Source organism: Micromonospora sp. NPDC052213, assembly GCF_040679695.1.
Classification (GTDB): domain Bacteria; phylum Actinomycetota; class Actinomycetes; order Mycobacteriales; family Micromonosporaceae; genus Micromonospora.
In genome coordinates this window covers 1-22,403 of record NZ_JBFAVI010000041.1, presented here as the reverse complement: position 1 = coordinate 22,403, position 22,403 = coordinate 1, and the positions used below count along the sequence as shown (strand labels likewise).

Here is a 22,403-nt window from a genome sequence, read left to right as displayed (position 1 = left end):
TTCGCTCGCTCATGGTCAGAGTTCGTCCTCGTCGAAGGCGGGGCGGACGCCCCGGGCGAACATGATCTCGTCGTTGCTGGTGCCGGCGGCGACCATCGGCCACACCATGGCGTCCTTGCCGACCACGAAGTCGATGACCACCGGGGCGTCGTTGATGGCCATCGCGGCCTCGATGGTCTTGTCGACGTCCTCCGCGTTCTCGCAGCGCAGGCCGACGCAGCCGAGCGCCTCGGCGAGCTTCACGAAGTCGGGGATGCGGTGCTTGTGGGTGCCGAGGTCGGTGTTGGAGTAGCGCTCCCCGTAGAAGAGGGTCTGCCACTGCCGCACCATGCCGAGGTTGCCGTTGTTGATCAGGGCGATCTTGACCGGGATGCCCTCCAGCGCGCAGGTGGCCAACTCCTGGTTGGTCATCTGGAAGCAGCCGTCGCCGTCGACCGCCCAGACCACCGTGTCCGGCTTGCCGACCTTGGCGCCCATCGCCGCCGGCACCGCGTAGCCCATCGTGCCGAGGCCGCCGGAGTTCAACCAGGTGTACGGCTTCTCGTACGAGATGAACTGGGAGGCCCACATCTGGTGCTGCCCGACCCCGGCGACGTAGATCGCGTCCGGGCCGGCGATCTCGCCGAGCCGCTTGATCACGTACTGCGGGGAGAGGGTGCCGTCGGCCGGCTCCTCGTAGCCCAGCGGGTAGCGCCGGCGCAGGTCGTCGAGCTGGGTCCACCAGTCGGCGGTGTCGGCGCGGTGGCCGGCCGACTGCTCGGTGGTCACCGCCGCGATCAGCTCGTCGATGACGTGCCGGGCGTCCCCGACGATCGGGACGTCGGCGTGGCGGTTCTTTCCGATCTCGGCCGGGTCGATGTCGGCGTGCACCACCGTCGCGTCCGGGGCGAACGAGTCCAGCTTGCCGGTGACCCGGTCGTCGAAGCGCGCGCCCAGGGCCACGATCAGGTCGGCCTTCTGCAACCCGTAGACGGCGGCGACGGTGCCGTGCATCCCGGGCATGCCCAGGTGCTGCGGGTGCGAGTCGGGGAACGCGCCCAGCGCCATCAGCGTGGTGACCACCGGGATCCCGGTCAGCTCGGCCAGCCGGCGCAGCCCCTCGGTGGCGCCGGCCTTGAGCACGCCGCCGCCGACGTAGAGCACCGGGCGGCGGGCGGAGGTCATCAGGCGGGCGGCCTCGCGGATCTGCTTGCCGTGCGGGTGCAGGGTCGGCCGGTAGCCCGGCAGGTCCAGCGTCGGCGGCCAGGTGAAGGTGGTGGGCGCCTGGAGGACGTCCTTGGGGATGTCGACCAGGACCGGCCCGGGCCGGCCGGTGGCGGCCAGGTGGAACGCCTCGGCCAGCACCCGCGGGATCTCCTCGGCGTTCTGCACGAGGAAGTTGTGCTTGGTGATCGGCAGCGTGATGCCCTGGATGTCCGCCTCCTGGAAGGCGTCCGTGCCGATCGCCGGCCGCGCGACCTGGCCGGTGATCGCCACCATCGGCACCGAGTCCATGTACGCGTCGGCGATCGGGGTGACCAGGTTCGTCGCGCCGGGGCCGGAGGTGGCCATGCACACGCCGACCCGGCCGGTCGCCTGGGCGTAGCCGGTCGCCGCGTGCCCTGCGCCCTGCTCGTGACGGACCAGGATGTGCCGGACCGTGGAGTCGTAGAGCGGGTCGTACGCCGGCAGGATCGCGCCGCCGGGGATGCCGAAGACGACGTCGACGCCGAGCGCCTCGAGGGACCGCACGAGCGAGCCGGCTCCGGAGACCTGGGCCGTGGCGGGTGTGCGTACCCCCGGGACGGCCGGGGTGGCCGCGGCGCGGGTGGCGCCGGCGTGGTCGGCGTCGGTCGCGGGCTCGGCGGCCGGGCGGGCGCGCCGGGCGGAGTGGGCGAGTGTCTCTGGCGTGGGTCTCGTCATTGCGGTTCAGCCCCTCGGCTGGAGTGGGTGCGGCTGTTCGAGCGGTGTGACGCGGGGCACGGGGCCCCCGTCGATGGGTTCGACGGCAACAAAAAAGCCCTCGTGCAGGTTGCACGGGGCCGGCGCACTCTCGACAGGGAGAGTGCGCTCAGGTAAGTACTCGCAGCGACCGGTACGACGACATGCGGTCAAGCCTGACGCATCTCACGCGATGAGTCAACTGATCCCACATGTTGGTTAACGGAGGGCGGAGATTCACCCGTCCGGGGGGCATGCGCACCCCGCTCCACCTGCCCGGACTCGGGCTCGGGCGGGCGCGGGGCGGGCACCGTCGGCAGCCGCCGGGGCGGCGGGGCCGGCGAGACGGAGGTGGGGGCCGTCGGCAGCCGCCGGGGCGGCGACACGGGCGGGGCCGGGGCGGGGGCCGGCCGGGCGCCGGGGGACGTGGCCGCCTTCAGCATCGCCCCCAGGTGCTCGGCCGGTACGCCCCAGCCGGACAGCGCGCCCTGGCCGAAGCGGCAGCCGGCGGCGACCACGGCGGCCAACTCGGTGCGCGTGGTCACCCCCTCGGCGATGACCTCCAGGCCGAGCTGGTGACCGAGCCGCATGACGATGTCGACCATCGGCGCGAAGGCCGGGCCGTCCCGGTCCACGGGCCGCACCGGCTCGTGCTCGGCGACCAGGCTGTGGTCGATCTTGAGGATGTCGATCGGCAGGCGCCGCAGCTGCCCCAGCGAGGAATAGCCGGCACCGAAGTCGTCCAGCGCGATCCGGACGCCGGTCAGCCGCAGCGCGGTCAGCCGCCGGATCAGCTCGTCCAGGTCGGTCGCGACGGCGTGCTCGGTGACCTCCAGCACCAGCCGCTGCGGCGGCACGTGGTGAGCGCGCAGCGCCTCGGCGACCTGGACCACGTACTCCGGGGCGTGCAGCTCGCGCGGCGAGACGTTGACGGAGACCCAGACGTCGTGGCCGTCGGCCAGCCAGCGGGAGAGCTGGTAGCAGGCCTGGTGCAGCACCCAGGCGCCCAGCTTGGCGATCATCCCGCACTCCTCGGCCAGCGGGATGAACTCGTCGGGGCGGACGTTGCCCAGCGTCGGGTGGCGCCAGCGCAGCAGCGCCTCCGCGCCGACCGGACGCACCGAGGGCAGCGAGGCCACCGGCTGGAACACCAGCCGCAGCTCGTCACGCTCGATCGCGCCGCGCAGCTCGTGTTCGAGCGTGGTGCGCCGGCGCAGCAGCTGGTCGTACTCGGCGTCGTAGCGCTCGATCCGGTTCTTGCCGCGCTGCTTGGCGTAGCGCAGCGCCAGGTCGGCGTGGCGCTGCAGCAGCTCCACGTCGGGCTCCCCGGCCCAGCCCGCCAACCCGATGCTCACCGAGAGGAAGACCGGCCCCTCGGGCTGGTCGTAGGCGCGGCCGAGCACGCCGAGCAGGCGCTCGGCGACCCGGTCCGCGTCGGCCGGGCAGCCGTGCATCAGCACCGCGAACTCGTCGCCGCCGAGCCGGGCCGCCACGTCGCCGGGGCGCAGGTTGCCGCGCAGCCGCCGGCCCACCTCGGCCAGCACTGCGTCGCCGACGTCGTGGCCGCGCATGTCGTTGACGTTCTTGAAGCCGTCGAGGTCGAGGCCGAGCAGCACGCAGGGCGTGCCGGCCTCGGCGCAGCGGTGCAGCGCCCGCAGCAGCCCCCGCCGGTTGGCCAGGCCGGTCAGCGGGTCGGTGTGCGCCAACTCACGGAAGTGCGCCTCGCGCTCCACGAGCCGCCGGGCGTAGCCGCGCACGTCGTGCAGCGTCAGGTACTGCCGGGCCACCAGGGCGAAGCCCTCGACGCTGCCGGCGACGATGCCCAGCGCGTCGAACCGGCCGTCGTGGAGGAGGTGGTACATCGCCGAGGCGGCCATCGCGAACATCGGGACGAACGCGTGGTCGCCGTCGCGGCGGATCAGGTCGAGGTCGGCCTGGCCGGCCGCGTCCACCCGTCGGGCGGCCAGCGCGGCGGCGCCCAGGCCGGCGGCGAGCGCCCCCGCCCCGGCCAGCGCCACTTCCGGCCCGGCCTGGCAGAGGCCGGTGGCGACGCCGAGCCCGCCGCAGGTCACCATGGTGGCCCCGGCGCCGAGACCGGCGAGGAACCGGCGCGGGGGCGGGGCGCGGAACGCCACGACGAGGGCGGTCCCGGCGGTCAGGGCCGCGCTGACCGTGGCCAGCAGGATCGGCGGGCAGGCCAGCGGGGTGGCGTCGCCGAGCAGCCGGGTGGGCTCGGAGAACAGCACCCAGCCGACGAACCAGAACGCGGCCGCCATCACCACGCCGTCGAGCGCCAGCCGCACCGCGGCCGCCGCCGACGCGGCCACGCCGGGCAGCCGGAGCAGCCCCGCGGCGAAGAGCAGCCCGCTGACCGTCGTGCCGACCGCGACGACGGTGGCCCAGCCCGTACGCTGGTCCGGCCCGTGCGCCCCGTGCCCGGCTGCGGCGAACGCCACGGCGAGCCCGACCAGCAGGCCGGCCAGCGCGACCGCGGACGCCGCGGCGAGCAGCGCGTGCGCCTGCCGGTGCGGCCCGGACCGCCGCCGGGCGTCGGCGGCCGACAGCGCGCTGGCCGCCGCCGCGACCAGCCCGCACAGCACCGCTGCCGCGACCACGCCCGGGGGGAGATGCACGTCCCCAACTGTGCCGGATGAGGGTCCCGCGTGGGGCCCCGGGTGTGCATCCTTTGGGACACGGCGCGCGCCCCCGGCGGGTGCTCCGGCGGCGGTGCAACACTGGTAGGCATGCCTGAGCTGCGGTCGAAGACCTCCACGCACGGTCGGACGATGGCCGGCGCCCGGGCCCTGTGGCGGGCCACCGGGATGACCGACGACGACTTCGGCAAGCCGATCGTCGCCATCGCCAACAGCTTCACCCAGTTCGTACCCGGTCACGTGCACCTCAAGGACCTCGGCGGCCTGGTCGCCGAGGCGGTCGCCGAGGCCGGCGGGGTGGGCCGCGAGTTCAACACCATCGCGGTGGACGACGGCATCGCCATGGGCCACGGCGGCATGCTCTACTCCCTGCCCAGCCGGGAGTTGATCGCCGACGCCGTCGAGTACATGGTCAACGCGCACTGCGCCGACGCCCTGGTCTGCATCTCCAACTGCGACAAGATCACCCCGGGCATGCTGCTGGCCGCGCTGCGGCTGAACATCCCGACCGTCTTCGTCTCCGGCGGGCCGATGGAGGCCGGCAAGACGGTGGCGATCGAGGGCGTGGTGCACTCCAAGATCGATCTGATCGACGCGATGGTCGCGGCCTCCAACGAGGCCGTGACCGAGGACCAGCTCGGCGCCATCGAGCGGTCGGCCTGCCCGACCTGCGGCTCCTGCTCCGGCATGTTCACCGCCAACTCGATGAACTGCCTCACCGAGGCGATCGGGCTGGCCCTGCCGGGCAACGGCTCGACGCTGGCCACCCACGCCGCGCGCCGGTCGCTCTTCGTCGAGGCCGGCCGCACCGCCGTGGAGATCGCCAAGCGGTGGTACGACGGCGACGACGCCTCCGTGCTGCCCCGCGCGATCGCCGGCCGGGCGGCGTTCGAGAACGCCGTCGCCCTGGACGTGGCGATGGGCGGCTCGACCAACACGATCCTGCACCTGCTCGCCGCCGCCCGCGAGGCCGAGCTGGACTTCGACGTCGCCGACATCGACGCGATCTCCCGCCGGGTGCCCTGCCTGGCCAAGGTCGCGCCGAACTCCCCGCAGTACCACATGGAGGACGTGCACCGGGCCGGCGGCATCCCGGCCATCCTCGGCGAGCTGAACCGGGCCGGCCTGCTCAACCGGGACGTGCACGCGGTGCACTCCCCCAGCCTGGAACGCTGGCTGGCCGACTGGGACGTCCGGGGCGGCTCGCCGTCGCCGGAGGCGGTCGAGCTGTTCCACGCCGCGCCCGGCGGGGTGCGCACCACCGAGCCGTTCTCCACCACCAACCGCTGGTCGTCGCTGGACACCGACGCGGCCGGCGGCTGCGTCCGGGACCTCGCCCACGCCTACAGCGCCGACGGCGGGCTGGCCATCCTGCACGGCAACCTGGCCCCGGACGGCTGCGTGGTGAAGACCGCCGGGGTGCCCGAGGAGTGCCTGACCTTCCGTGGCCCCGCCAAGGTCTACGAGTCCCAGGACGACGCCGTGTCGGCGATCCTCGCCAAGGAGGTCGTCGCCGGCGACGTGGTGGTGATCCGCTACGAGGGGCCGAAGGGCGGCCCCGGCATGCAGGAGATGCTCTACCCCACCTCCTTCCTCAAGGGCCGGGGGCTGGGCCGGGCCTGCGCGCTGCTCACCGACGGGCGCTTCTCCGGCGGCACCTCCGGCCTCTCCATCGGGCACGTCTCCCCCGAGGCCGCCTCCGGCGGGCTGATCGCCCTCGTCGAGCCCGGCGACGAGATCGTCATCGACATCCCGGGCCGCTCGATCGAGCTGAACGTGCCGGAGGACGTGCTCCAGGCCCGCCGGGTCGCCCAGGAGAAGCGCGACCGGCCGTACACCCCGGTCGACCGGCAGCGGCCGGTCTCCGCGGCGCTGCGCGCGTACGCCTCGATGGCGACCTCGGCCAGCGACGGCGCCTACCGCCGCGTCCCGGAGTAGCGCCGGCCCGTGCCGGCAGCGGCGCCCGGCCGGCCGAGCTGGTCGGCCGGGCGCCGGAGCACGTGCTCACCACGCGCGGACCGACGTTCCGGGCGACGCCCGGCTCACGCCGACCCGCCCGGGTTCGAAACCGGCGTCAGGACGGGTCCACGACCCGGTCGATGACCAGGTGCGCCGCGCCCATGATGCTCACGTCCGGGCCGGCGACCACCCGCTCGATGAGCAGCGCCTCGGTGGCCAGCGGCAGGCAGCGCTCGTAGAGGGTCGCCCGCATGCTGGCCAACAACGGCTCGCACTCGGCGAGCCGGCCGCCGATCGCGACGACCTGCGGGTTGAAGAAGTTGACCACCACGGCGAGGATCTCGCCGATCGCCCGGCCGGCGCGGCGGGCGAGTGCGGTGGCGTGCCGGTCACCGTCCTCGATCAGCCGCATCACGCCGGTCAGGTCGTCGACCGGCACGTCCTGCTCCCGCAGGGCGGCGACCAGGGCCGCCCCGCTGGCCACCGCCTCCAGGCAGCCGGTGTTGCCGCAGCTGCACAGCGGCGCCGCGTCGGCCACCACCCGGCAGTGGCTGATGTCCCCGGCGGAGCCCTGGGCGCCCCGGTGCAGCACCCCGCCGGAGATGACCCCCGCGCCGATGCCGGTGCCGGCCTTGACGTAGACCGCGTGGTCCAGATGGGCGTGGGCGGCCCGGTGCGCGCCGAGCGCCATGAGGTTGGCGTCGTTGTCCACGATGACCGGTACGTCCGTGCGCTGTGCACAGAAGGCACCGACGTCGAAGCCGTTCCAGCCGGGCATCCGGGAGGGGCTGACGATCCGGCCGGTGCCGGACTGCACCGGCCCGGGGATGCCGATCCCGATGCCCCGCAGCCCGTCGACGCCGGCGGCGGAGCCTCCCCTTTGGCCGGGCACCACCGCGTCGGCGGGGGGCACCAGCGCGGCGAGGTCGTCGAGCAACGCGCCGAGTACGGCCTCGGGGCCGTCCTCGATGCGGACCGGCCGGGACCGGGCCTCGACCACCCGGCCGGAGAGGTCGAGGGTGCCGAGCCGGGCGTGGTGCGCCCCGAGGTCGACGGCGCCGATCAGCGCGCCACCGGTGGGCACCGCGAGCTGACGGGGCCGTCGTCCACCCCGTGACTTGCCCGCCCCGGTCTCCTGGAGCAGCCCTTCGCTGATCAGGGCCTCGACCCGTTGGGAGACGGTGGACGGGGACAGCCCCGAGAGCCGGGCGAGGTCCGCACGACTGACCGCCGCCCCGCTGGCCACCAGCCGGAGCAGATCGCGGGGCCCGCCGCGGAGACCGTCACGCGGGGCGTCGTCAATCGTCACGCCAGGTTTCTTAGCATCCCAACTTTCTTCCGGCAACCTGTTGACTTGGTTTGGTCGCTCGCATTAGATGAGCCGCGTTGGTTCGGCCAGCACAAATCTTTGTTCGGACATCGCAGAAAGTGGGGCGAGCTGTGGCACCGACGACGGCAACCGGTCTCGCCGGGCGGACCGGGTCCGCGCGCCCGGACCGGCCGATGGTGGCCGTCCGCGGCCTGCAGAAGTGGTTCGGCCCGCTGCACGTGCTCAAGGACATCGACCTGACCGTGGCCGCCGGCGAGGTGGTGGTCGTGGTCGGCCCGTCCGGCTCCGGCAAGTCGACCCTCTGCCGGTGCCTCAACCGGCTGGAGGTCGCCGGTGACGGCGACGTCGAGATCGACGGCGAGCCCCTGCCGGCCGAGGGTCGCAAGCTGGCCCGGCTGCGCGCGGACGTCGGCATGGTCTTCCAGTCGTTCAACCTGTTCGGCCACCGGACGGTGCTCGACAACGTCACGCTCGGCCCCACCAAGGTCCGCCGGATGGCCAAGGCCGAGGCCCGCGAGCAGGCGCTGGCCATGCTCGACCGGGTCGGCATCGCCGACAAGGCCGACCGCTACCCCGCGCAGCTCTCCGGCGGCCAGCAGCAGCGGGCGGCGATCGCCCGCGCCCTCGCGATGCGGCCCAAGGTGCTGCTCTTCGACGAGCCCACCTCGGCCCTGGACCCGGAGATGGTCAACGAGGTCCTGGACGTGATGGTCTCCCTCGCCGCCGAGGGCATGACCATGATCGTGGTGACCCACGAGATGGGCTTCGCCCGCCGCGCCGCCGACCGGGTCGTCTTCATGGACGACGGCCGGATCGTCGAGTCCGGCGCCCCCGACGAGTTCTTCGCCGCCCCCCGTACCGAGCGGGCGCGCGACTTCCTTTCCAAGATCCTCCAGCACTGACCCCCGAGGAGGGTGGCATGTCGATTCTGCACAGGAACCTCACGCGACGCCGCGCGGTGACGATGGCCGCCACGGCGGTGGCCGTGGCGCTGGCCGCCGCCGGCTGCGGCGACGGCGGCTCCGGGCCGACGGTGCCCGGCGGGCCGGGCGGCGAGAAGGTCGCCCAGTCGGTGTACGACGCCGCTCCCGTGGCCTCCGACGCCGAGATCCCGGCCGGCTCCACCATGGACCGGATCCGCAAGCAGGGCTACCTGACCATCGGCGGCTCGCTGGACGCCCCGCTGCTGTCCCAGCAGAACCCGGTCAGCGGCCAGATCGAGGGCTTCGACGCCGACATGGCCAAGCTGCTGGCCAAGTACATCATCGGCAAGCCCGAGGTGAAGACGGTGACCATCGGCACCCAGACCCGGGAGGCGATGCTCCAGGCGAAGTCGGTCGACGCCGTCTTCCAGACGTACACCATCACCCCGCAGCGGGCCACCCAGGTCGCCTTCGCCGGGCCGTACCTGACCTCCGGCCTGGCGGTCGCGGTACGCAAGGACGAGACGGGCATCAAGGGCGTCCAGGACCTGGCCGGGAAGACGGTCATCGTCGGCGCGAACACCCCGGCGGTCACCGCGCTGCCCGCCGCCGCGCCCGGGTCGAAGCAGGTCGCGTTCGCCACCGACCCGCAGGCCGTGCAGGCGCTGCTGCAGAAGCGCGGCGACGCGTACGTGCAGGACTTCACGCTGCTCGCCTCCGGCGCCAAGGCGAACCCCGGGATGAAGGTGGTCGGCGAGCCGTTCACCACCGAGGCGTACGGCATCGGACTCAACCGCGAGGACGCCCAGTTCAAGGAGTTCGTCAACAACTGGCTCAAGAAGATCCAGGCCGACGGCACCTGGGCGAAGGTGTGGGAGAGCACCCTCGGCTCGGTGGTGGAGGGCGGCGCGCCCACCCCGCCGGCGATCGGGTCCGTCGAGGGCTCCTGAGGATCCCTCCCCGACATGGACGCCCTCACCGCACACCTCGACGTACTCGGCCACGGGCTGGTCACGACGGTCCACCTGACCGTCGTGACCACCATCGGCGCGATGCTGCTGGGCATCGTCGTGGCGACACTGCGGATCTGCCCGGTACCGCTGCTGCGCACCGTCGGCACCGTCTACGTCGAGGGGCTCCAGAACCTGCCGTTGCTGGCCCTGCTGGTGCTCTTCGTCTTCGCGCTGCCGACGATCGGCATCTCGTTCCCGCTGTTCACCTCGGCGGCCATCGTGATCGCCGCCTACGAGGGGGCGTACCTGGCCGAGGCGATCCGCGCCGGGATCAACACGGTGGGCGTGGGGCAGGCCGAGGCGGCGCGCGCCATCGGGCTCACCTTCAGCCAGTCCCTGCGGTACGTCATCCTGCCGCAGGGGCTGCGCGCGGTGATCCAGCCGATGGGCAACATCTGCATCGCGCTGCTGATGAACACCTCCCTGGCCGCCGCCGTCGGGGTGGTCGAGCTGACCCAGGCCGCCAACAACGTGAACCTCGTCGAGGCCCAGCCGATCGCCGTCTTCACCGGCGCCGGCCTCGCCTACATGCTGCTGGCGCTGCTGATCGGTCGGCTCACCGGCGCGCTGGAACGAAGGCTGGCGATCGTCCGATGAACCCGACCCAACAGATCCTCTTCGACGAGCCGGGCCCCCGGGCCCGCCGGCGGATCCGGATCGCCACCGTGCTCGGCGCGCTCGCCGTCCTCGGCGGGCTCGCCTGGGCGGTCCACCGGTTCGCGAGCTACGGCGAACTGGCCGCCGACAGGTGGCAGCCCTTCACCACCTGGCCGATCTGGCGCTACCTGCTCGACGGGCTCTGGGCCACGCTGCGCGCCGCCGCGGCCACCGCCGTGCTCAGCGCCGCGCTCGGCCTGCTGCTCGCGCTCGGCCGGCTGTCGGTGCACCGGCCGGTGCGCTGGCTGGCGGGCGCGTACGTGGAGGTCTTCCGGACCGTACCCGCGCTGCTGCTGATCTACGTGACGCTCTTCGCGCTCCCGCAGTACGGCCTGAACTTTCCGCTGTTCTGGAAGCTCGTGGTGCCCCTGGTGGTCTCCAACTCGGCGGCGTTCGCCGAGATCTTCCGGGCCGGCATCAAGGCGCTGGACCGGGGCCAGACCGAGGCCGGCCTGGCCGTCGGGCTGCGGCGGGGACAGGTCATGCGGCTGGTCGTGCTGCCGCAGGCCCTGCTGCAGCTCGCCCCCTCCCTGGTCAGCCAGCTGGTCGGGCTGCTCAAGGACACCTCGCTCGGCTTCGTGGTGAGCTACACCGAACTGCTCTACAGCGGTCAGGTGCTCTCCTCGTACACCAACCTGCTGATCCAGACCTTCCTGGTGGTGGCGCTGATCTACCTCGTGGTCAACGCCTCGCTGTCGAAGTTCGCCCGGGTGCTGCAGGCCCGCAACGGTCGCCTCACCGGACGCCGCAAGCCGGCCGAACCGGATCCGGCGACGTCACTTCTCGTCCAAGGGGGTACCGCCCGGTGACCACTGTCCCGTACGCCGAACTGGCCCGGGTGACCCGCAACGGTTTCGTGGAGAGCCGGCATTTCGGCAGCGTGGTGGTGCTCGACCCGTCCGGAGCGGTCGCGCTCGCCGCGGGCGTACCCGACGAGCCGGTGCTCCCGCGCTCCACCCTCAAGCCGGCGCAGGCGCTGGCCTGCCTCACCGCCGCGACCGCCGCCCCGTCGCCGGCCGCCCGCGCGCTGACCGGCACCGGGCTGGCCATCGCCGCCGGCAGCCACACCGGCGACGACCGCCACGTGGCCGTCGTACGCGAACTGCTGGCCGCCGCCGGGCTCGGCGAGGAGGCGCTCGGCTGCCCGGTGGACTGGCCGGAGGACGAGGCGACCCGGGAACGGCTGATCCGCGACGGCGACCGGCGGAGCCGGATCCGGATGAACTGCTCCGGCAAGCACGCCGCGATGCTCGTCGCCTGTGCCGCCCGGTCCTGGTCCACGCACGACTACCTGGACCCGGCACATCCGATGCAGCGCGAGATCGCCGCCACGATCGGCCGGCTGGCCGGCACCCCGGTCACCACCGTGGCGGTGGACGGCTGCGGCGCGCCGCTGTTCGGGCTGCCGCTGACCGGCCTGGCCCGCACGTTCCAGGCCCTGGTCCTGGCGGAGCCGGGCAGCGACGAGGCGCGGGTCGCCGAGGCGATGCTCCGCCATCCGGAACACGTCGGCGGCTGGCACGGCCACCCGAACACCGACCTGATGCGGGCGCTGCCCGGGGTGCTCGCCAAGGGCGGCGCCGAGGGCGTGCTCGGGGTGGCCGCCCCGGACGGGTACGCGGTCGCCGTGAAGGTGGTCGACGGAAGCCCCCGGGCCACCACCGCCATCGCCCTCGCCGCCCTGGACGCGGCCGGCGTACCGGTCGACGGCGCCGGGGAACTGCGCCGGGTGCCGGTGCTCGGCGGGGGCGAACCGGTCGGCGCGATCACCGCCGCCATCGATTGGACCGCGGGACCCCGCAAGGAGAAGGAAGACTGATGACGACATTCGAGATCTGCATCGACAGCGTCGAGGGGGCGGTCGCCGCCGAGGCGGCCGGCGCCGACCGGGTGGAGCTCTGCTCCGCGCTCTTCGAGGGCGGGCTGACCCCCAGCATCGGCACCATCGAGACGGCCCTGCGCAGCGTGGACCGGATCCGGGTGCACGTCATCGTCCGGCCGCGGGCGGGGGACTTCATCTACTCCCCGGCGGAGGTCGACGCGATGGTGCGCGACGTGCGGGCGGCGGTGGCCGCCGGTGCGCACGGCGTGGTGATCGGGGCGCTGACCGCCGAGGGCGACATCGACGTACCGACCACCCGGAAGCTGATCGAGGCGGCCGGCAGCGCCAGCGTCACCTTCCACCGGGCGTTCGACATGGTCCGGGACCCGTTCGAGGCGCTGGAGCAGCTCGTCGGGCTGGGCGTGGACCGGGTGCTGACCTCGGGTCAGGAGGTGAGCGTGCTGGAGGGTGCCCCGCTCATCGCCGAGCTGGTCCGCCGGGCGGAACGCCGGATCGTGATCATGCCGGGCGGCGGCATCACGCCGCGCAACATCGCCCGGATCATCGAGGCGACGAACGCCGAGGAGTACCACTTCGCGGCGCTGGTGACCTCGGACGGCCCGGCGGTGCACCGCAACCCGGCGCCGCGGATGGGCGGCTCCCTGCACCGCTCCGAGTACGAGCGCTCCGGCACCTCCGGCGAACTGGTCGGCCGGGTGCTGGCGGCCGCGCGGGCGTGACGTGGTGAGGGGCGCCGCCAGGCGCCCCTTCCCGCCGGCCAGCGGTCAGCGCGACGCCGACGGGAACTCCTCGAAGTACGCCTCCACCCGCTCCGCGGTGGCCGGGCGGGCCAGCGCGAAGCCCTGCCCGTACCGGCAGCCGGCCCGGCGCGCGCCGTCGACCAGGCCCGGCAACTCCAGCTCCTCCACCACGATGTCCAACCCCAACCGGTCCCCCACGGCCACCACCACGTCGATCAGCGGGCGCTGCGGGTCCGCCGGGTCCACCAGCTGCGGGCCGACCTTGAGCAGGTCGATCGGCAGCCGGCGGAGCTGGGCGAGGGAGGCGTGCTCGGCCCGGAAGTCGTCCAGCGCGGTGCGGATGCCCAGCGAACGGAGCCCGGCCAGCCGGGCCACCACGGTCGGCAGCTCGCCGGCCACCCTCGGCTCCGCCACCTCGACCACCAGGCGGTCGGGCGGCACCCCGTACGCGTCCAGCACGGCCGCCGTGCGGGGCACGAAGTCGGGCGCGGCCAGCTCCCGGACGGTCACGTTGACCGCCATCCAGAGCTGCCGGCTCCCCGCCGACCAGGCGGCGAGTTGCCGGCAGGCCCGGTCCAGCACCCAGCAGCCCAGCTCGCCCACGATGTCGAGGTCCTCCGCCACCGGCAGGAACTCGGCCGGGAGCACCGTGCCGAGCACCGGGCTGCGCCAGCGCAGCAGCGCCTCCGTGCCGACGGGCTGCCGGTCGGCCAGGTCGAGCACCGGCTGGTAGACGAGGTCCAGCTCGCCCCGGGCGACCGCCCCGGGCAGCTCCCGCTCCAGGTCCAGTCGGCGGACGAGCTGCTCCTCCAGGTAGGCGTCGTACCACTCGACCCGGTCCCGGCCGAGCTGCACGGCCCGCCGCCGGGCCAGGTCGGCCTGGCGCAGCAGGTCCTCCGGGGCGGTGCCGGCAACCTCGGCCAGCCCGATGCTGGCCCGCAGCCGCAGCACCCCGCCCGGCACCTGGTAGGGCTGGGTGAGCGCGGCGAGCAGCCGGGTGCCCAGCGCGTACGCCAGCACGGAACCGGTCCCGGTGACCACCGCGAAGCCGGCGGCGGTGAGGTCGGCGAGCAGGTCCCCGGGGCCGACGACGGCGCGGGCGCGACGGGCGACCTCGGCCGTCACGGCCTCCCGGTCAGCGTGGCCGGGCCCCTCGGCGGTGGCGCCGGGGACGTGCAGGTCAACGACGAGCAGCGCGCCGCGGGGAGACGGCGCGTCCCGCAGCGCGGCGAGGGCCCGCAGCAGCTCGGCGCGGCCCGCCGGCCCGCCGGACCGGCCGGTCCCCGGCGAACGGTGCCGGGCCGCCGGCGCCTCGGCGCAGGTGGGCATGGTGTCGACGCGGGCCGGTGCCGCCCCGGCGCAGGTCGCCGCGGCGTCGGCGGGCCCCGGCGCCTCGGCGGGCCCCGGCGGGACGGCAGCGGGGGGCAACGGTGGCGGTTCGCCCGCCCGGAGCAGGTCGCGGAGCACGAGCGGCGGCGCGACCGCGAGCGCGAGCAGCACGGCGGTGAGGTCCGGCGGCCCGTCGGAGCGGAGCTCCCAGCCGGTGGCCGCCACGGCCGCGGCGGCCGGGACCACCGCCCGGGGCCACACGAGGGTGGGCAGAGCGGGCGGGTCGGGCTGCGGCCGGGCCGTCCGCCGCGCCCCCGCCGCGGTCAGCAGCACCCCGCCCACCAGCGGCGGTACGGCCAGCAGCGCCGCCCGGACCGGCGACGTCCCGACCGGAAGCGCGGCCAGCAACGCCAACCCGAGCAGGGTGAGCGCCGCGCCGCCCCGGCACCGGGCGGCGCCGGAGCGCCGGTGCGGCCCGGTCAGCGCCGTGAGCACCGCGATCGCGAGCCCGCCGAGGGCCACCGCCGCCGCGAGCCGGGCCGGCGGGTCGAGGCGGTCGCGGGGCAGCAGCAGCCAACCGGCGAGGACCAGCCCGAGGCCGGCGGCGGTCGCGTCGAGGGCCCGCCGCAGCCGGACCCGGGCGGCCGGGTGCGGCGTCCGTGCCTGCGAAGGCAGCCCGGCGGCGAAGAGCGGGGCGGCGACGACCAGCCCCGCCACGGCGACGGCGGGCCGGTGGCGGGGGTCGGCGAGCGGGAGGACGGCGGCGGCCAGCCCCGCCGTCACCACGGCGGCGTCGAGCAGCACGGCGACGCGACGGGGCGGCGCCGCGCGGCGGGCCGCCCGGGAACGGCTGGGCGCCGGCGTGGGCGGGCCGGCGGCCAGCCGGGACAGCCGCGCGCCGGCCAGCGCGGAGCCGGCGGCGCCCGCCAGCGCCACGACGGCCGGGGCCGGCATGCGACCGGTCGCGCCGGCGAGCAGGAGCAGCGCGACGGCGGCGAGGACGAGGGTCTCCGGCACGGCCGGACGGCGGGCGGGGGCGTGGGACGGGTACGCGAGGGGCACGGCGGTCGCCTTCGTGAGGGGGCACGGGCGGTGCGGCGGTGCGGGGCGCCGGAACGAGGTGGGTCCGCTGCCCATCTATCGCCAACGAGCGCGCAGGCGCGCGGTGACGCCGAGGCGACAGTGGCCCTCGTCACTGCCAGCCGTCGGGTGGGGCCCGGCGCCGCCCGACGCGTACCGGGGGCGGCGGGGGTGGGATCATCGGGAGGTGAGCAGCTCCGACACCGTCCGCTTCCGGCACAACCAGGCGATCCTGGCCGCCGCGATCATCGCCTTCATCGGCGCCCTGCCGCTGGCCGGCGCCCGGTGGTACCTGCTGCCGGTGCTGCTCGTCCCGCTCGCCGTCGGGGTCTGGGCGTGGCGGGCCGGCACCGACGTGGACGCCCGCGAGCTGCGCCTGCGGGCGCTGGTCGGGCAGCGCCGGATCAGCTGGGACCGGGTCGTGGAGCTGGCCCCGGACGCACGGGGCCGGGCGGTGGCCCGACTCGACGACGGCCAGGCGGTGCTGCTGCCGGCCGTCCGCGGCGCCGACCTGCCGCGGCTGGTCGAGGCCACCGGCCAGGACCTGCCCGACGCGGCCGGCTGACCCGCCACGCCGCCGCCGGTCAGTAGCCGTCCACGACCGCGTTGACCAACGGCTCGCCGGCCGCGAACCGCCGGACCTGCTCCCCGACCAGCCGGTACGCCCGTGGCAGCAGGCCGCGCACCGAGCCCGCCACGTGCGGGGTGAGCAGCACGTTCGGCATCGCCCACAGCGGGTGGTCGGCCGGTAGCGGTTCCGGGTCGGTGACGTCCAGCGCGGCCGAGATCCGGCCGGTCCGCAGCTCGGCGACAAGCGCCTCGGTGCGGGCCACCGGCCCGCGCGCGGCGTTCACCAGCAGCGCGCCGTCCCGCATCGCCGCAAGGAACGTCTCGTCGACCAGCCCCCGGGTCTGCTCGGTCAGTGGCACCAGCAGCACCACCACGTCGGCCTCGGGCAGCAGGCCCGGCAGCTCCTCGACGCCGTGCACCCCCTGATCCGGGCGGGCGGTCCGGGCCACCAGGGTGAAGCTCACCTCGAACGGCGCGAGCCGGTCCCGTACCGCCGAGCCGATCGAGCCCGCCCCGACGATCAGCACCCGCTTGCCGGCCAGCTCGTCGGTGGGGGCCACCTCCCCGTACGCCCACTCGCGCCGGGCCTGCGCCCGGGCCAGCGCCGGGAAGGCCCGCAGCTGGGACAGGATCGCCGCGACCACCCACTCGGCGGCGGACGGATCGTGCACGCCCCGGGCGTCGCAGAGCGTCACCCCCTCCGGGATCCGGCCGGCCCAGGCGTCCGCCCCGGCGGAGAGGAGCTGTACCACCGCCAGGTCGGGCAGCTCGCCCAGCAGCGCGGTGGCGTCGCCGCCGGCCAGGAACGGCGGCACCCAGAACCGGACACCGGCCGCCTCCGAGGGGAGCCGGGCAGGGTCCTCGACCACCTCGACGGTGATGTCCCGGGGCAGCTCCCCGAGGAGCGCGCGGCCGGACTCGTGCGGGATCCATACCTTCACGCCCGCCGACGATAGGCCCCCGGCCGGGCCGCCGGCCGGGCGGGGCGCATCGCGTCACCCGGTCCGATCCGTCGGCCCCGGTACGGCGCCCCGGCGGGCTACCCTGGGCCGGGTGAGCGCCCGTCCCCCGTACCCTCGCACCCGCCGCCTCCGGGCGGCCCTGGCGGCGTCGTGCGCGGCGCTGCTGCTCGCGGCCGCCGGTTGCAGCTTCGGCGAGCCCGAGCCGGACCCGGCCGGCGAGCCGCCGACCTTCCCGACCCCCTCGACGACGGCGAGCGCTGGCGGCGCCGGCAGTGAGGTGGTCACCACCGTGCTGGCCAAGGGCCTGCGGGTGCCGTGGGGCATCGCCTTCCTGCCCGACGGCGCCGCACTGGTCACGGAGCGGGACAGCGGCCGGATCCTGCGGGTCGGCCCCGAGTCGGGGCCCGACGGGCTGAAGGTCACCCCGGTGCAGACCGTCCCCGACGTGGCCGCGTCCGGCGAGGGCGGGCTGATGGGCATCGCCGTCTCCCCCGACTATCAGCGCGACAAGTCGGTCTTCGTCTACTACACGACGGAGCGCGACAACCGGATCGCCCGGCTGGAACTCGGCGGCACGCCCACCCCGATCCTCACCGGCATCCCCAAGGCGGGCATCCACAACGGTGGCGGCCTCGCCTTCGGCCCGGACGGCCTGCTCTACGCGAGCACCGGCGACGCCGGCGACCGGCCGCAGGCGCAGGACGTCAAGCATCTCGGCGGGAAGATCCTGCGGATCACCAAGGACGGCAAGCCCGCGCCCGGCAACCCGTTCCCGAAGTCCCCGGTGTGGTCCCTCGGCCACCGCAACGTCCAGGGGCTCGCCTGGGACCCGGGCAAACGGATGTACGCCGTCGAATTCGGCCAGAACACCTGGGACGAGATCAACCAGGTCACCAAGGGGCGCAACTACGGCTGGCCGCAGGTCGAGGGGCGCGACGACGACAAGCGCTACGTCAACCCGATCACCCAGTGGCCGACGTCGGACGCCTCCTGCTCCGGGCTGGCCGCCGCGGACCGGCTGCTCGTCACCGCGTGCCTGCGCGGCAAGCGGCTGTGGCTGGTCGAGCTGACCGACACCGGCACGGTGCTCGGCCAGCCGCGCGAGCTGCTGACCGGGCGGTTCGGGCGGCTGCGGGCCGTGGCCGCCGCGCCCGACGGCTCGATCTGGGTGAGCACTTCCAACCACGACGGGCGGGGCGACCCCGCGCCCGAGGACGACCGGCTGCTGCGTCTGGTCTTCGCCGACGGCGGCGCCGGCCGGAGCTGACCCGACGGGCTCGGCCGGGTTTACCAAGATCCCTCACTGGGCAGGTCAGAATCTCAACATGGACGGGCAGGAGAACGAGCAGCACGAGCACCGGGACGAGGACGCCCCGGTGACCGGTGGTGCCCGCCGGGGCGACCCCGACCGGGCCGGCCGGCGCGCGCTCCGTGCGACCGGGGTGACGCTGGCGGTCCTGGTCGTCGCCCTGGTCGGGGTGGTCGTCGGCGTGCTCGCCGGCGGCCGGGTGAGCACCGACATCGGCCCGTTCCAGGCGGACCTCACGGTGGCCCCGGCCGTCAGCGGCAGCACCACCGTCGACATCCCGCCGCTGGGCGCGCTGCTGCTCGACAGCCACGACGGGCCGACGCACCTGACGGTCGAGCTGGGCGCGCTGGACCAGAGCCGCGTCCAGGCGCTGATCGACGACCCGGCCAGCATCAACCGGGCGAGCCAGACCGCCGTCGACGACGTCCGCGAGGGGGTGATGCGGCTCGGTCTGCGTACGCTCGCGTCGGCCGTGCTGGTGACCCTGCTGCTGGCCCTGCTGGTCTTCCGCGACGCCCGCCGCGCGGCCTGGGCCGGCGGGCTGGCGCTGGTGATCACCGCCGGCGGCCTCGGCGCCGCCGCGGCGACCCTCCGGCCGCAGGCCATCGAGGAGCCACGCTACGAGGGGCTGCTGGTCAACGCCCCCGCGATCGTCGGCGACGCCCGGCGGATCGCCAACGACTACACCCGCTACGCCGAGCAGCTCCAGCACATCGTCGGCAACGTCAGCCAGCTCTACACCACCGTGTCGTCGCTGCCGGTCTACGAGCCGGCCCCCGGCACGACCCGGGTGCTGCACGTCTCCGACATGCACCTCAACCCGACCGGTTGGCAGCTCATCCGCACCGTCGTGGAGCAGTTCGGCATCGACGTGGTGATCGACACCGGGGACATCACCGACTGGGGCAGCGAGCCGGAGGCCTCCTACGTCGGCTCGATCGGCCTGCTCAAGAAGCCGTACGTCTACATCCGCGGCAACCACGACTCGGGCCGGACGGCGGCGGCGGTGGCCCGCCAGCCGAACGCGATCGTGCTCAACAACACCACCACCACGGTCGCCGGGCTGACCATCGCCGGCATCGGCGACCCGCGCTTCACGCCCGACAAGAACACCTCGCCGGCGGGCAGCGGCCTCACCAAGCAGGTCGCCGACCAGGTGATCGGTGCCGGCGACCAGCTCGCCGCCACGGTGCGCAGCTCGCCGCAGCCGGTGAACATCGCGCTGGTGCACGACCCGGCCTCGGCCGGCCCGCTGTCGGGCGCCTGCCCGCTGGTGCTCGCCGGGCACACCCACAGCCGGCAGGTGTCGAAGCTGCCGGAGGCGCCCGGGCAGATGCCGACCCAGCTGCTCGTGCAGGGCTCCACGGGCGGTGCCGGGCTGCGCGGTCTGGAGGGCGAGAAGCCCACCCCGCTGACGATGAGCGTCCTCTACTTCGACAAGGACAAGCTGCTCCAGGCGTACGACGACATCACCGTGGGCGGCACCGGCCAGGCGCAGGTGAACCTGGAGCGGCACATCGTGGAGAACCCGAAGGTGGGCGTCCCGGCCCCCGTCACCCCCACCCCGACCCGCTGACCCGCCGGGCCGGGTGCCGGACGACCGCCCGCGACACCCGACCCGGGCCGGATCAGCGCAGGGACAGGGCGGCGAGAGCGGCGTTGACGATGCTGCCGGGCAGCAGGTCGTGCAGCTCGTACAGCTCGTGGACGCTGCCGGACTGGCCGAACTCGTCCACCCCGAGCGGCACCGCCGGGGCGCCGACCGCCGAGCCGAGCCACGCCATCGCGTGCGAGGCGGCGTCGTGCACGGTCACCACCGGCACCCGGTCGGCGAACGCCGAACGCAGCGCGCCGGGCACGCTCGGCACGGTCGCCGTACGGACGCCCTGGCGCAGGGTGCGCTGCCAGGCCCGGTAGAGGCGGTCCAGCGAGGTGACGTCGACGACGTGCGCGGCGATGCCCTCCTCGGCCAGCTCCGCCGCCGCGACGAGCACCTCCGGCAGCACCGCGCCGGAGGCGGCGAGCTGCACGACCGGGGCGTCGGCCAGGTGCGGGTACGCCTGGTGGGCGTCCACCAGCCGGTACGCCCCGGCGACCGCCTGCCGGCGGAGCACCGCGTCGCCGAGCCGGGCCCGGGCCGCCTCGAAGGGCGCCTGGTCGATCGGGCGGGTGCTGAGCCGGAAGTAGTACGCCCCGTCCTCGGCCGGCGCGGCCGTCGCCGACGGGGCCGACCCGCCGGCGATCTGGCCGAGCGCGTCGCAGAGCAGCCAGTCCAGCGTGGCCGCGTACGCGGGTTCGAGGAACGTCACCCCCGGCAGCTCCAGGCCGACCGACGCGGTGATGGTCGACTGGTGCGCCCCGCCCTCGGGGGCGAGGGTGATGCCCGACGGGGTGCCGGCGACCACGAACCGGGAGCCGGAGTAGGTGCCGTAGAGGAACGCGTCGAGCCCGCGCAGCACGAACGGGTCGTAGACCGTGCCGACCGGCAGCAGCGGCTGGGCCGACAGGTCCCAGGCCAGGCCGAGCTGGCCGAGCAGCAGGAACAGGTTCATCTCCGAGATGCCCAGCTCGATGTGCTGGCCGGCGGGGCTCTCCGTCCAGCGCAGCATCCGGTCCTCGGTCCAGGAACGCTGCTCGGTGGGCGCGAAGACGCCGGTCTTGTTGATGAACCCGGCGAGGTTCGTGGAGGTGGCCACGTCCGGCGCGGTGGTGACCAGGTAGCGGCCGACCTCGGGGTTGCGGGCCAACTCGACCAGCACCCGGCCGAAGACCTCCTGAGTCGAGATGGGCTTGTTGGCGCGTACCCGCGTGCCCTCCGGGACGGTGACCCCCAGCGCCCGCTCGCGGGGCGCGCGGGACAGCGCCTCCCGGCGCTCGCCGGCCCGGATGCCGGCCGGGGACGCCGGGTCGAGGCGGTCCCACTCGGTCTGCAGGGTCAGGCCGTGCGCGGCGCGCAGCGCGTCGACCTGCTCCGTGGTGAGCAGCGCCGAGTGGTTGCGCGGGTTGCCGGCGATCGGCAGCCCCCAGCCCTTCACCGTGTACGCGAACACCACGCTGGGCCGGTCGGTGACGGCGTCGCACTGGGCGTACGCGTCGAGCATCGCCGCCATGTCGTGCCCGCCCAGGTCGGTGACCAGCGGCCCCAGCTCGTCGTCGCCGATGTCGGCGATGAACGCCTCGATCCCGTCGGGCGCGCCGTCGAGGAACTGCTTGCGCAGCGCCGGCCCGGCGAGCCCGAACAGCGACTGGTACTGCTCGTTCGGCATCGCGTCGATCCAGTCGCGCAGCCGCTCCCCGCCCGGCCGGGCGTACGCCTCGGCGAGCCGGCGGCCGTACTTGACCTCGACCACGTGCCAGCCGGCGGCCTCGAACTGGCCCCGCCACTGGTTGATCCGCACCCCGGGCACCACCCGGTCGAGCGACTGCCGGTTGAAGTCGACCAGCCACATCACGTTGCCCAGGCCGGTGGTGGCCGGGTCGGCGACCGCCTCCCAGATGTTCCCCTCGTCCAGCTCGGCGTCGCCGATCAGCGCGACGAACCGGGAGTGCGGGCGGGCGCCGAAGTGCGCGTCGACGTAGCGCCGCGTCGCGGCGGCGAAGAGCGGCGCCGCCGCGCCGAGCCCGACGGAGCCGGTGGAGAAGTCCACCTCGTCCGGGTCCTTGGTACGCGACGGGTACGACTGGAGCCCGCCCCGGGCCCGCAGCGTCGTCAGGTACGACCGGTCCAGGTTGCCGAGCAGGTACTGGATGGCGTGGAACACCGGCGAGGCGTGCGGCTTGACCGCCACCCGGTCCTCGGCGTCCAGGTGCGCGAACCACAGCGCCGTCATCGCGGTGACCAGCGAGGCGCTGGACGCCTGGTGCCCGCCGACCTTCACCCCGTCGCCGGTGTCGCGGTCGTGGTTGGCCGCGTCGACGATCCGGGTGGCGAGCCAGAGCACCCGCTGTTGGATCTCGTCGAGGAGGTCGAGGTCGGTTCGGTTCACGTTCGGCTCCAGGGGTCCGGCACGTCACCGTTGGGTCCGCGAGGCGCTGACCCGCCTCGAACGCGACGGGCTCGTTAACCGGCGGCAGGGCGACGGTACGTACGTGGCCGAACCCCGGGTCGAGCACG

The 22,403-nt window shown here is 74.7% G+C and carries 17 protein-coding genes; 11 read left to right on the top strand and 6 right to left on the bottom strand.

Annotated elements, in window-relative coordinates:
* Positions 1-15: 15 nt before the first annotated feature.
* Together AB0L34_RS13270 and AB0L34_RS13265 are read right to left on the bottom strand one after the other, a co-directional pair.
* Positions 16-1,902 carry an acetolactate synthase large subunit gene (locus AB0L34_RS13270; RefSeq protein ID WP_350704741.1) on the bottom strand — a complete coding sequence of 629 codons (1,887 nt, stop codon included), beginning with the start codon at positions 1,900-1,902 and terminating at the stop codon, positions 16-18.
* Between the two features lie 188 nt (positions 1,903-2,090).
* On the bottom strand, positions 2,091-4,553 hold the full coding sequence (locus tag AB0L34_RS13265; protein WP_363704615.1) for a bifunctional diguanylate cyclase/phosphodiesterase: 2,463 nt from the start codon (positions 4,551-4,553) through the stop codon (positions 2,091-2,093).
* Between the two features lie 111 nt (positions 4,554-4,664).
* On the opposite strand from AB0L34_RS13265, the gene ilvD reads away from it, so the two are divergent.
* Positions 4,665-6,512: a dihydroxy-acid dehydratase gene (gene ilvD / locus AB0L34_RS13260; protein WP_363704613.1), complete on the top strand. Its 1,848-nt coding sequence runs from the start codon at positions 4,665-4,667 to the stop codon at positions 6,510-6,512.
* Positions 6,513-6,648: 136 nt separating this feature from the next.
* Here the strand turns inward: ilvD and AB0L34_RS13255 are convergent, their stop codons facing one another.
* Positions 6,649-7,842, bottom strand: a complete 1,194-nt coding sequence (locus AB0L34_RS13255) for an ROK family transcriptional regulator (RefSeq protein WP_363704611.1) — start codon at positions 7,840-7,842, stop codon at positions 6,649-6,651.
* Positions 7,843-8,036: 194 nt separating this feature from the next.
* Between AB0L34_RS13255 and AB0L34_RS13250 the strand changes: the two genes are divergently transcribed.
* Genes AB0L34_RS13250 through AB0L34_RS13225 form a run of 6 tightly spaced genes read left to right on the top strand, consistent with a single transcriptional unit; the run spans position 8,037 to position 13,018 of the window.
* Complete coding sequence (locus AB0L34_RS13250) at positions 8,037-8,765, top strand: amino acid ABC transporter ATP-binding protein (protein ID WP_363704609.1); 729 nt, start codon at positions 8,037-8,039, stop codon at positions 8,763-8,765.
* A 17-nt stretch (positions 8,766-8,782) separates the two neighbouring features.
* Entirely contained in the window at positions 8,783-9,736 is a 954-nt protein-coding gene (locus AB0L34_RS13245; protein ID WP_363704607.1) for a glutamate ABC transporter substrate-binding protein, read from the top strand.
* Between the two features lie 15 nt (positions 9,737-9,751).
* Complete coding sequence (locus tag AB0L34_RS13240) at positions 9,752-10,396, top strand: amino acid ABC transporter permease (RefSeq protein WP_357453578.1); 645 nt, start codon at positions 9,752-9,754, stop codon at positions 10,394-10,396.
* Positions 10,393-11,265 (top strand): amino acid ABC transporter permease, encoded by an 873-nt coding sequence (locus AB0L34_RS13235; RefSeq protein ID WP_357453581.1) that lies wholly within the window; start codon positions 10,393-10,395, stop codon positions 11,263-11,265. The genes AB0L34_RS13240 and AB0L34_RS13235 overlap by 4 nt, the downstream gene beginning before the upstream one ends.
* Positions 11,262-12,275, top strand: coding sequence for an asparaginase (locus tag AB0L34_RS13230; RefSeq protein WP_363704605.1), 1,014 nt, complete (start codon positions 11,262-11,264; stop codon positions 12,273-12,275). The genes AB0L34_RS13235 and AB0L34_RS13230 overlap by 4 nt, the downstream gene beginning before the upstream one ends.
* Positions 12,275-13,018 (top strand): copper homeostasis protein CutC, encoded by a 744-nt coding sequence (locus tag AB0L34_RS13225; RefSeq protein ID WP_363704603.1) that lies wholly within the window; start codon positions 12,275-12,277, stop codon positions 13,016-13,018. Before AB0L34_RS13230 ends, AB0L34_RS13225 begins: the two co-directional genes overlap by 1 nt.
* A gap of 45 nt (positions 13,019-13,063) precedes the next feature.
* Here the strand turns inward: AB0L34_RS13225 and AB0L34_RS13220 are convergent, their stop codons facing one another.
* A complete protein-coding gene (locus tag AB0L34_RS13220) occupies positions 13,064-15,430 on the bottom strand; it encodes a bifunctional diguanylate cyclase/phosphodiesterase (protein WP_363704601.1) in 2,367 nt (788 codons plus the stop codon).
* A gap of 205 nt (positions 15,431-15,635) precedes the next feature.
* On the opposite strand from AB0L34_RS13220, the gene AB0L34_RS13215 reads away from it, so the two are divergent.
* Positions 15,636-16,013 (top strand): PH domain-containing protein, encoded by a 378-nt coding sequence (locus AB0L34_RS13215; protein ID WP_363704599.1) that lies wholly within the window; start codon positions 15,636-15,638, stop codon positions 16,011-16,013.
* Between the two features lie 19 nt (positions 16,014-16,032).
* Here AB0L34_RS13215 and AB0L34_RS13210 read toward each other — a convergent pair whose 3' ends face one another.
* A complete protein-coding gene (locus tag AB0L34_RS13210) occupies positions 16,033-16,959 on the bottom strand; it encodes a 2-hydroxyacid dehydrogenase (protein ID WP_363704597.1) in 927 nt (308 codons plus the stop codon).
* Positions 16,960-17,071: 112 nt separating this feature from the next.
* Here AB0L34_RS13210 and AB0L34_RS13205 point away from each other — a divergent pair, with 112 nt between their 5' ends.
* A complete protein-coding gene (locus AB0L34_RS13205) occupies positions 17,072-18,247 on the top strand; it encodes a PQQ-dependent sugar dehydrogenase (protein ID WP_363704595.1) in 1,176 nt (391 codons plus the stop codon).
* Between the two features lie 58 nt (positions 18,248-18,305).
* A complete protein-coding gene (locus AB0L34_RS13200) occupies positions 18,306-19,865 on the top strand; it encodes a metallophosphoesterase (protein ID WP_363704593.1) in 1,560 nt (519 codons plus the stop codon).
* A 52-nt stretch (positions 19,866-19,917) separates the two neighbouring features.
* Here the strand turns inward: AB0L34_RS13200 and AB0L34_RS13195 are convergent, their stop codons facing one another.
* Entirely contained in the window at positions 19,918-22,275 is a 2,358-nt protein-coding gene (locus tag AB0L34_RS13195) for a pyruvate dehydrogenase (RefSeq protein WP_363704591.1), read from the bottom strand.
* Here AB0L34_RS13195 and AB0L34_RS13190 point away from each other — a divergent pair.
* A partial coding sequence (locus tag AB0L34_RS13190; RefSeq protein WP_363704589.1) for a GntR family transcriptional regulator occupies positions 22,178-22,403 on the top strand: 226 nt, incomplete at its 3' end. The two genes, AB0L34_RS13195 and AB0L34_RS13190, sit on opposite strands and share 98 nt — an antisense overlap.

Bases quoted from the DNA above. Each gene is read 5' to 3' on its own strand.
- AB0L34_RS13270 (WP_350704741.1), bottom strand. From the start codon at position 1,902: ATGACGAGACCCACGCCAGAGACACTCGCCCACTCCGCCCGGCGCGCC.
- ilvD (WP_363704613.1), top strand. From the start codon at position 4,665: ATGCCTGAGCTGCGGTCGAAGACCTCCACGCACGGTCGGACGATGGCC.
- AB0L34_RS13250 (WP_363704609.1), top strand. From the start codon at position 8,037: ATGGTGGCCGTCCGCGGCCTGCAGAAGTGGTTCGGCCCGCTGCACGTG.
- AB0L34_RS13245 (WP_363704607.1), top strand. From the start codon at position 8,783: ATGTCGATTCTGCACAGGAACCTCACGCGACGCCGCGCGGTGACGATG.
- AB0L34_RS13240 (WP_357453578.1), top strand. From the start codon at position 9,752: ATGGACGCCCTCACCGCACACCTCGACGTACTCGGCCACGGGCTGGTC.
- AB0L34_RS13235 (WP_357453581.1), top strand. From the start codon at position 10,393: ATGAACCCGACCCAACAGATCCTCTTCGACGAGCCGGGCCCCCGGGCC.
- AB0L34_RS13225 (WP_363704603.1), top strand. From the start codon at position 12,275: ATGACGACATTCGAGATCTGCATCGACAGCGTCGAGGGGGCGGTCGCC.
- AB0L34_RS13200 (WP_363704593.1), top strand. From the start codon at position 18,306: ATGGACGGGCAGGAGAACGAGCAGCACGAGCACCGGGACGAGGACGCC.